The following is a 10,029-nucleotide window of genomic DNA, read 5'->3' as shown; positions in this document are numbered from 1 at the left end:
GCCTTACCAAGGCTGCCGGCTTTTTTGTGCCGGCGGCAAGCGCCGCCGGACAGTGACGCTTAGCCGATCGAGGCCAGCACCTGGTTCAGCGTGGCGCTGGGGCGCATGGCCTGGCTGGCCAGCGCTTCGTTGGGCTGGTAGTAGCCGCCGATATCCACCGACTTGCCCTGCGCGGCCTTCAGTTCTTCAACGATCTTGCCTTCGTTTTCAGCAAAGGCGCCCGCCGCGCCGGCGAACTGCGCAGCCAGCGCGCGGTCGTCGGTTTGCGCGGCCACGGCCTGGGCCCAGTACATGGCCAGGTAGAAGTGGCTGCCACGGTTGTCCAGGCCGCCGACCTTGCGGTCCGGCGACTTGTTCTCGTCCAGGAACTTGGCGGTTGCCTGATCCAGCGTCTTGGCCAGGATCTGGGCAGTCGGGTTCTTGTACGCGCGGCCCAGGTGGTCCAGGGATTCGGCCAGCGCCATGAATTCGCCCAGCGAATCCCAGCGCAGGAAGCCTTCTTCCAGGAACTGTTGCACGTGCTTGGGGGCCGAGCCGCCCGCGCCCGTTTCGAACAGGCCGCCACCGGCAACCAGCGGAACGATCGACAGCATCTTGGCGCTGGTGCCCAGCTCCATGATGGGGAACAGGTCGGTCAGGTAGTCGCGCAGCACGTTGCCGGTAACCGAGATGGTGTCCAGGCCTTCGCGGATGCGCTTGACCGAGAACTTGGTCGCTTCAACCGGGTTCAGGATGCGCAGGTCCAGGCCGCTGGTGTCGTGGTCGTTCAGGTACTGTTTGACCTTGGCGATGACCTGGGCGTCGTGGGCGCGCTTTTCGTCCAGCCAGAAAACGGCCGGCGTCTTGCTGGCGCGGGCACGGGTAACGGCCAGCTTGACCCAGTCCTGGATGGCGGCGTCCTTGGTCTGGCACATGCGCCACAGGTCGCCCGCTTCCACGGCTTGTTCCAGCAACACATTGCCCGAGGCGTCGGTGACGCGCACGGTGCCCGATGCCGGGACCACAAAGGTCTTGTTGTGCGAACCGTATTCTTCGGCGGCTTGCGCCATCAGGCCGACGTTGGGCACGCTGCCCATCGTGACCGGATTGAAGGCGCCATTCTTCTTGCAGTCGTCGATGACGGCCTGGTAGACGCCCGCGTAGCTGCGGTCGGGAATGACGGCCTTGGTGTCTTGCAGCTGGCCCTCGGCGTTCCACATCTTGCCCGAGTCGCGGATCATGGCCGGCATGGACGCATCGACGATGACGTCGCTGGGCACGTGCAGGTTGGTGATGCCCTTGTCGGAATTGACCATCGCCAGTTGCGGCAGGGTCTTGTAGGCGGCGTCGATGTCGGCGGTGATCGCGGCTTGCTGGTCAGCGGGCAGCGATTGGATCTTGGCGTACAGGTCGCCAATGCCGTTGTTGGGATCGAAACCGGCTTGCTTGAGCACGGCGGCGTGGCGGGCCAGCACATCCTTGTAGAACACGGATACCACGTGGCCGAAGATGACCGGGTCGGACACCTTCATCATCGTGGCCTTCAGGTGCACCGAGAACAGCACGCCGGTGGTCTTGGCGTCGTCGATCTGGGCTTGCAGGAAGGACTTGAGCTTGGCGGTCGACAGCACGGCGGCGTCGATGATCTCGCCGGCCTTGACCGGGGTCTTTTCCTTCAGGACCGTCTTGGTGCCGTCAGCGGCGGTCAGTTCGATCTTGACGTCGCCGGCCTCGGCGATCAGCGCCGACTTTTCGGTGCCGTAGAAGTCGCCGTCGGACATGTGAGCCACATGCGACTTCGAATCAGCCGACCAGGCGCCCATCTTGTGCGGGTGCTTGCGGGCGTAGTTCTTCACCGACAGCGGCGCGCGGCGGTCGGAGTTGCCTTCGCGCAGAACCGGGTTCACGGCGCTGCCCTTGACCTTGTCGTAGCGCGCTTTCACGTCGCGTTCGGTGTCGTTGGTGGGGGCGTCCGGGTAGTCGGGCAGCTTGTAGCCCTGGTCTTGCAGTTCCTTGATGGCCGCCTTCAGCTGGGGCATCGAGGCGCTGATGTTGGGCAGCTTGATGATGTTGGCTTCGGGCTTGACGGCCAGCGCGCCCAGTTCGGCCAGGGCGTCCGACAGCTTCTGGCTGTCTTCCAGGTAATCCGGGAACAGGGCGATGATGCGGCCGGCCAGGGAGATGTCGCGCGTTTCCACCGTGACGCCCGCGGGCTTGGCGAATGCCTGGACGATGGGCAGCAGCGAACGGGTTGCAAGCGCCGGCGCTTCATCGGTGAGGGTATAGATAATCTTCGGAGTAAGAGACATGATCCTTGAATCTGTTCGGCGCATAGCGCTTTCGGCGCAAACCCGAACATGCTAAGCGGCGTACGCCGGTAGATGTTGTCGAGAGTGGGTTCGTATGGGCAGATGCGAAGCAGGCTCCGGATCCACGCAAATTGGCGGTTGCCCGTCCTTTATTAATGAGCCGGTTTGACCGGTCATTCTGGAAGGTGCGAACTGCCACGAAGCCGGTATTGTAATACCGCGACACGCTTGACGCGCAGGGAAATCACCGATAAAGCCTGCGTTATGGGCTCGATATCGCATCAATACGGCCAGGATATGGCGCAAGGGCGCCGGGCCGGCAAACCACCCGGCGGGCAATGACGCGAACGAGAGGGGCTCGGTGGCCCGCAGCACAAACCCCATATCGCCGTCAGGCCGCCGCGCCCGATTTGACAAATTCGCGCACCCGGCGCAAGCTTTGCGCCATGAATTTCCCCGCCGTCCGCATTGCGCTGATTATTACCATCATTCCGAAAATGGTGGGTTAGCGCGCGACCGCAACAGTCACAGCCACCCGCCCCACGAGGCGGGTTTTTTGTGGCCGCCTCTGCCGGGCAAATCTTCCCCAAAGCAGAGAACCCCCATGCAAACCGCTACCCCCGACACCGCATTCCAGCACGGCAACGCCTCGCCCATGGAATACCTGCGCCAGATTCTGACGGCTCGGGTGTACGACATTGCCCGCGAGACCGAGCTGGACCTGGCGCGCGGCCTGTCGACGCGGCTGAACAATACGGTCTACCTGAAGCGCGAAGACAACCAGCCGGTTTTTTCCTTCAAGGTGCGCGGCGCCTACAACAAGATGCGCAACACGCCGCAGGCCGCGCTGGACCGGGGCGTGATCACCGCGTCCGCCGGCAACCATGCGCAGGGCGTGGCCATTTCGGCGGCGCGACTGGGCGTGCGCGCCATCATCGTGGTGCCGCAAACCGCGCCGCAGGTGAAGGTGGATGCGGTGCGCGCACACGGAGGCCCCACCGTCACGGTGGTGCAGGCGGGCGATTCCTATAGCGACGCCTACGCCCATGCCCAAACGCTGGCGCAGCAACACGACATGACTTTCGTGCCCGCGTTTGACGACCCGTATGTCATCGCCGGGCAGGGCACCGTCGGCATGGAGATCCTGCGCCAGCACGCCGGCCCGCTGCACGCGGTGTTCGTGCCCATCGGCGGCGGCAGCCTGGCGGCGGGCGTGTCCGCCTATGTGAAGGCAGTGGACCCCAGCGTCAAGGTGATCGGCGTGCAGACCGAGGATTCCTGCGCAATGGCGCAGTCCATCAAGGCCGGCGCACGCGTCAACCTGGCCGAAGTCGGCCTGTTTTCCGACGGCACGGCGGTCAAGCTGGTGGGCGAGGAAACGTTCCGCCTGTGCCGCGAATACCTGGACGAAATCATCCTGGTGAATACCGACGCGGTGTGCGCGGCAATCAAGGACGTGTTCCTGGATACGCGCAGCGTGCTCGAGCCCGCGGGGGCGCTGGCGTTGGCGGGGCTGAAGCAATACGTTGAACGCGAAAACGCGCAGGGGCTGTCGATGGTGGCCGTGACGTCAGGCGCGAACATGAACTTCGATCGCATGCGCTTCGTGGCAGACCGTGCCGAAGTCGGCGAGGCGCGCGAAGCGGTGTTCGCCGTGACCGTGCCCGAGGAGCGCGGCAGCTTCCGGCGGTTCTGCCGCGTGTTGGGGCAGCGCAGCGTCACGGAGTTCAACTACCGGATTGCCGACGCGCACACCGCGCACATCTTTGTCAGCATGCAGATCGCGCGGCGTGGCGATGCCGCCGACATCATGGCGGCGCTGCAAGAGCAGGGGTTTTCGGTCAGTGACCTGACGTACAACGAGGTGTCCAAGCAGCACATCCGCTACATGGTGGGCGGCCGTTCGCCGCTGGCGGGCGGAGAGCGGCTGTTCCGCTTCGAGTTCCCCGAGCGCCCCGGCGCGCTGATGAAGTTCCTGTCCGAGATGGCGCCCAACTGGAATATCAGCCTGTTCCACTACCGCAACCAGGGCGCGGATTTCAGCTCGGCGCTGGTCGGCATCCAGGCCCCGCTGGCCGACAGCGCGGCGCTGGACGCCTTTCTGCGGCAACTGGGGTACGCGCATTTCGAGGAAACGGATAACGAGGCGTATCGGCAGTTTCTGATCTGAGGCGGGTAGGGCACGCGGCAGGTGCGAAGCGCTGCCGGGCCACCCTTCACGGCAACAGGGTCCGGGCCTTGGCCACGCGGCGGCGTCAGCCCCGTTTGCAGTTCGGCTTGGTCGGCAAGGTCACGCCGGGTTTCAGCTGCAACGTGGCGCGGCCCGCCGTCTGCGTCAATTGCAACGTGGTCGCGCGCCAGGCGGGCACGTCGTCGAACAGGACGTCGCGCTGGGTCGAGGACGGATATAGCGGGTCCGGCTGGTTGAATTCGATGGCGGGCAGGGCGGCGCACGTGTCCTTCACGTCCAGGCGCGCCAGCTCCTGCCCGGTGGACAAACGCACCGCGCGAAATGCCAACGGCGTGTCTACAAACTTGACGACCTCCGGCACGATCCGCATGTCGCCCTGTGCGTCCTTGATGCGCGTTGCCGGCTCCACCACCACCACATCGCGGCCGGGCGGAATGGCCAGGTAGACCACGTCGCCATCCACATCCAGCAGCTTGCCCGCGCCCAGGTTGATGACCCCGGGGCGCGTGGCTCCCGCACCCGTTGCTCCGGGCGCGGACCCGCCAGGTTTGACCGAGAGTTGCGCAGGCGCGAGCAACGCGTGCCGGATCATCACCGTTTCGGCCCACGCGGTTTCCACGCGCGTCCAGCCCGGCAGGCGCGCGTCTTCAAAGCGCGTGCCACTGGGCTTGTCGCGATCAGGCTGGCGGGACAAGGCCAGCCGGTTCACCCGCAGCGCGCCGTTGACCACTTGCAAGTGCGCCAGCGCCGCATCGGCGCTGGAGCTGGTGAAGTAGGCCAGCACCGCGTCTGTTTCCAACGCCCGCGCGTTGGCCGTGCAGAAGAACGCGTTGGCGGCCATGTTGCGGCCGTCGGGGTACAGCAGCTTGCCGACGTCTTTGCCGCACAGCTTGTTGCCCTGGAACGAAATGGTGGTGCTGCGCGTGTTCTGGCGCTGGCCGGTATTCCAGTCCCGCTGGCCGCCGGTGGTGATGTCGACGACAAGGCCATGGTTGTCGTAGATCACGCCGGCGCCGGCCGGCGCGGCAAGCAGGCTGAGAAAAAACGCCATGATGTGGCTTCTCGTCATTCGGCAGGTTCCCTGGATCGCGTGCATGGTGACGCGTACCGGGGTGACTATATACCGCCTTCGATCCGGCGCCCGCGCTCCGTGACCCGGGTTTGCCACCTTCAGCCCGGCATCGTCCCGGCCGCTTACGCCGATAGCCAGCTGCCGTCGCCTTCGATCAGCGTGCCGCCGTGGCTGGTGGTATCGCCTTGGCGAGCCACCGGCTGTCCTTCCACTTTGGCCACTGCCGACCCGGTGACGATCACCGCCCCGCAACTGATGCGGTCGCCCACCCGCGCGATCGGCCTGCCATTGACGGCGGCGCTGGAGGCTCCGCTGACGATGGTGCCGGGGCCATGTAGGGGGCAGGAATGCGCGTGTCCGACTAGGGCGATGGGAGTCATGAATATTCCAGGTGGAAAGCGATAAAGGGCGCAGTCAAACGGGGTCGCGGGGAGTTACCCGGGGCCGTCCGCGGCGGGTCAATGAAAACTTGGGCCGTGGCGGCGGCGAACCGGGCCGCACAACCCATCGATGCGTGTTTTCCAGCAACGCCGCACGAACGTCCGGCGGATAGTCGTCGATGGTGGTCAACGGCGGGGTCGGCTTGCCGGGCAAGCCGGCTTCCCAAATGATCTTTGGCCAACGCGGACGCCAGCACAATATGAGCGACACCCAATGTCCCAGGCCGATAACCAGCAGGGCCGGAGATATCAATAGCATTCCAAGCCACGTCAGTGGGCCGCTGTGACGCAGGTACGGGCCCAGTGCCTCGAACTGCGCCGCGAAGGCGGGCCAAGGCAAAGGCAGGTGCGAACTCAGGCGCGGCGGGGATACCGCATCCAGACCGCCTTCATCCATGTAGCGGCGGATGTACTCCCATTCGGCTTTCATATCGAATTCGCTGACGCTTTTCTTGCCGACGAAAACCATGTTGGGGAAAGGCAGCGGGGAATAGGGCGGGTACCAGCCAACGACAAGGTTCACGCCGGGGACTGCATCGTGATGGATGTCGTCCCAAGGCAGCACGGCGATACCGCCGCAACTGGGGGGGCGGTGCAGATAGACCTGGCGGGTGATGCGGTTGAATCGGATGAGCAGGTGGCGGGACGTAAGGCATTCCAGGCGGGTGAAGCGGAAGAGGTATTTGAAGTAGACGTATAGGAAGCTCAATCCGAGCAAAAAATCAAAAGTCGTATATGCGACGTCCCACGCGTCAAGGCTGCTCCAACCAAAGTGAGTAAGGTCAATATGAACTCCCCGGACAGCGCCAGCCATCGGGAGAAAGAACAAAGCGGAAATGAACGTAATGAAGCCTCGCTTTTCTTCCATGCCGCCGCAGCGCATTTCGAGAATAGTGTTGTCGCAAGCGTAGACGGGGCTTCGAATCTTCGCTTTGGAGAAGCGTTGAGCATGCGCGCGATTTTGCTCTGATCGTGCGGGATCTTCGTAGATAGGAGTCGCCTCATAAGGTTCGTCGCTATGGGCATTGATCCAGGTGTCTGATTTGACGTTACTCAGCCAGATGATCCATTCTGTCAAATACACTACAGCAGCTCCAGCAAGGCGCTATACAGTGCAGAGAGTTCTTCGCTGATTTCGCGGAAAGGTGGGTTGCCGTGATAGTCGTAGCCCCGGTAAAGGCAACGTTTGCACCATTTTTCAAGAGCGTCGTCATCGAAGATGCATATTGCCAAAGTGGCGACCAGTCCGACCAACGCACTGCGTAGCAAGACGTTTCGCATGAACAGCAGGACCGCTGGTCGTCCGAGATAGCTGGAAATAGCAGCCGCAAGACCGAGTGCTCCTTGTACCCCGGTGGCTCTAGCCGCCCGCTCAGCCAAGATTCTGAACATGGGCCCGGCGGCCGCGAAAGCGATACTGGACTGGCTGGCTAGGATGGCAAGTCCCGCTGCAAACCTAGTCGAGTAAGCGCGTGACAGCGTTTGCTTGCGCTCCTGCCTAGCGGCGCGTGCGTCCTTCCAGTCATACCCCATCAACACCACCCCACCCACCGCCGCCAACGTGCCACCGACCAGCTTCAGCTGCCCCAGAAAGACCGTCGCTCCCGTACCGGTGACGCTGGCGGCGCTGTAATGCTGCAATACCAACTCCGTCCCGGCCGCCAGTATTTCCGTACCCGCAGCACCCGCAAGCAACCCATGGGCGATCAACTCCCCCGCGCCGCGTTCATCGTCCGGCATATCCCGCACCCGCATTGCAATTAACGCCGCTTCAAAGAACAGCAACCACCTGCTGGCGCGCAGCTTGTAGAAGTCGCTGCGATGGGCGTCCACAAGTTCGGTGGCAAATGCGAATCTGGTGTTCCGGCCAATCTGTGCGCGCAATTGCTTGGGATCCGCGCTACGCCCTAGTTTGGTCAGTTCGTCGATACGCAAGTTCGTGGCCCGCTTGCTGACGCTGGCCGCCAGCCAGCTTCGGGTGATGCCATGGAAGGCCCATTCCTTGCCGGTCGAGCCGTAGCGCAGGGATTGGCGGCCCAGGCTGGAGTACCAGGCCAGGGCGCCACCCGCCAGGTTCGTTTCACCTGCGGCTGACAAGGCTTCGAACAATCCGTTCGCCTTGTCGAATAGATCAGCCAGATGTTGAACGGCGACGAACCCGGCCTGAACCTGCTGGATCATCCTGTCGTTAGACAGAATAGGATCACGCGCCTGGGTTTGCGCTTGAAGGCGCGCTGCGTCCAGCGTGCGTTGCAATTCCGCCTGAATCTCTGTTTGGTTCAGCGCAAAGCCGCGCATCGCCAGGTTGGCGCGGTCGGTCGGGTTTCCCGTCCACCATTGTTCGATCAGATCCGCCGTGCTGGAACATCCGTCCGCGCCCAGCACGCACAAGCCCGTCTGGCCCGCGAAGCGCCAGCCGCTTGTCAGATCCCGGTCGTCGTAGACGTCCAGCGCGCTCAGCAGTTGTTCGCTGGTGAGCCAGCGTTCGTGATCCTTGGCGCGCTTGGCACCGACGTTTTCGGCGGCCGCCGACACGGCGTCGAACGTCGTTAACTCCACGTCCATGTCTGCCACGCGCACCGCCTGCCCCGGTTTTGCCGGAGACAGATATTTGCTGTCGAACCTGCGCCGGTACTCCCCGCTGTCCAGCTTCGCCTGGACCTTGGCGCGCATCGCGTCTTCGAACTGGGTGATGTATTGGTCTGCTGCGCTGTCCCAGCGTTCACGCTCGTCGTCGTTCAAGATCCAGTTGCGGCCCACCGCCATGCCGGGGTCGTAAACCCTGGCTCGCTCGATGTCGATGAAATGTTGGGCTTCCAGCGCCGCCGAGCGGGTTTCGAACTGCTGCTTGACGTCGAGAAATGCCTGGGCCACCAAGACCTTGCGCTGGTTCTCGACGCCTTTGCCGTCCTTCTTGTCCAAGTGCCGCTGCACGGCTTCATAGGCGTCGTTGCGCCAGCTATTGAGCTGCTGCGTGATCCCGATGGCGTCGTGCAGCACGATGCCAAAGCCGCGAGCACGGCGTGCGCTTTCCTTCAGATCCAGGGCGACGATTTGGCGCGCGTAGCGGTTCTCGGGATCGGAATAAAGCTGGCCTGCCAGGACGGACGCGGTGTCAGGCTGATCTTGCGCGATGGCGTCCGCCAGCGTGTCGTCGATGATGCTGGGGTCCAGCACGTCCGGCGTACGCGAGCACGACATCAGCAGCTTTCGGATATCGAAGTTCTGTAGTTGATTGCGTAGCGGGCTGAAGCTGGATATCAAGTCCAGCATGCGCTTGGTCAAGGGATCGGGCGTGAACAGCGCGCGAAGTTCTTCGATGTCTTCGGGGGCTTTCAGGCACACGGTCCAGGCACCGGGGCCGCTTTCGGCCGGGCCGTGCAGATCGTGCACACGGGCTGTGGGCTCATGGATCGGCTCAAGAGCGTGATGCTGGGGCGCATAGGGAAGACACGCTTGAACAGACCGGTGTCATAGGTGCGATAGGCACTTTCGCAGAACCAGTCCTTCATGTAGCGCTTCGTGAACAGGTACAGATAGCCTCTGCGCATCGTGCGTACGGCATAGCGCGCGTGCTTGCCCTGTAGCGGCGGAAAATCGGCGACAAGGTGGGGCGGTAGCGCAGGCGCCAAGGTATCCAGGCCCGGGCCGGCGTCGGTCACAACGGCATAGCGCAGGGGCAAGATGGCGACTTCGCTCTTGCACGCGACCACGGCGCTGGGGCCCGCGTCGCAGCGCGTCTGATCAGCGATGCGGAGAATTTCCGGTACCAGGGATTCCAGACTGGGTTCGGTCGTCATGGTCGAAGCGGGAACAGCCGCTACAGGAAGGAGTAAAACCCACCATGTTCCCTTGCTTGCAGGCGTGTATCTATAGGAGGATTACGAAATCGTGGCCAATCAGCGCTACGCGGCCCCTTCGGGATTTTTCCAGCCTCCCCATCGCCCGATTCGCTCGATTCGCCCTTGCAACCTACTTGCACCGTTCGCGGCGAGGCCACGTACCCGCCCTAAAAAAATGCCGCCCTTCAAGGACGGC

General features: G+C 63.4%; 7 protein-coding genes. 1 reads left to right on the top strand and 6 read right to left on the bottom strand.

Going from position 1 to position 10,029, the window contains the following annotated elements:
- Positions 1-59 precede the first annotated feature (59 nt).
- Complete coding sequence (locus tag AC6LJY_RS18135; RefSeq protein WP_498136495.1) at positions 60-2,288, bottom strand: NADP-dependent isocitrate dehydrogenase; 2,229 nt, start codon at positions 2,286-2,288, stop codon at positions 60-62.
- Between the two features lie 604 nt (positions 2,289-2,892).
- Between AC6LJY_RS18135 and ilvA the strand changes: the two genes are divergently transcribed.
- Positions 2,893-4,458 carry a threonine ammonia-lyase, biosynthetic gene (gene ilvA, locus AC6LJY_RS18130; protein ID WP_104145906.1) on the top strand — a complete coding sequence of 522 codons (1,566 nt, stop codon included), beginning with the start codon at positions 2,893-2,895 and terminating at the stop codon, positions 4,456-4,458.
- Between the two features lie 85 nt (positions 4,459-4,543).
- Here ilvA and AC6LJY_RS18125 read toward each other — a convergent pair whose 3' ends face one another.
- From AC6LJY_RS18125 to AC6LJY_RS18105, 5 genes are all read right to left on the bottom strand, one after another.
- Positions 4,544-5,548 carry a hypothetical protein gene (locus tag AC6LJY_RS18125; RefSeq protein ID WP_498136494.1) on the bottom strand — a complete coding sequence of 335 codons (1,005 nt, stop codon included), beginning with the start codon at positions 5,546-5,548 and terminating at the stop codon, positions 4,544-4,546.
- Positions 5,549-5,673: 125 nt separating this feature from the next.
- Positions 5,674-5,931, bottom strand: a complete 258-nt coding sequence (locus tag AC6LJY_RS18120; RefSeq protein WP_046807295.1) for a PAAR domain-containing protein — start codon at positions 5,929-5,931, stop codon at positions 5,674-5,676.
- A gap of 34 nt (positions 5,932-5,965) precedes the next feature.
- Positions 5,966-7,075 carry a hypothetical protein gene (locus AC6LJY_RS18115; RefSeq protein WP_498136493.1) on the bottom strand — a complete coding sequence of 370 codons (1,110 nt, stop codon included), beginning with the start codon at positions 7,073-7,075 and terminating at the stop codon, positions 5,966-5,968.
- Entirely contained in the window at positions 7,075-9,384 is a 2,310-nt protein-coding gene (locus AC6LJY_RS18110; RefSeq protein ID WP_498136492.1) for a T6SS effector BTH_I2691 family protein, read from the bottom strand. Before AC6LJY_RS18110 ends, AC6LJY_RS18115 begins: the two co-directional genes overlap by 1 nt.
- Positions 9,327-9,791, bottom strand: a complete 465-nt coding sequence (locus AC6LJY_RS18105; protein ID WP_498136491.1) for a toxin VasX — start codon at positions 9,789-9,791, stop codon at positions 9,327-9,329. The genes AC6LJY_RS18110 and AC6LJY_RS18105 overlap by 58 nt, the downstream gene beginning before the upstream one ends.
- Between the last annotated feature and the right edge of the window lie 238 nt (positions 9,792-10,029).

Source organism: Achromobacter sp. RT286_PF, from assembly GCF_059760425.1.
This window is presented reverse-complemented; position numbering and strand designations above follow the sequence as displayed.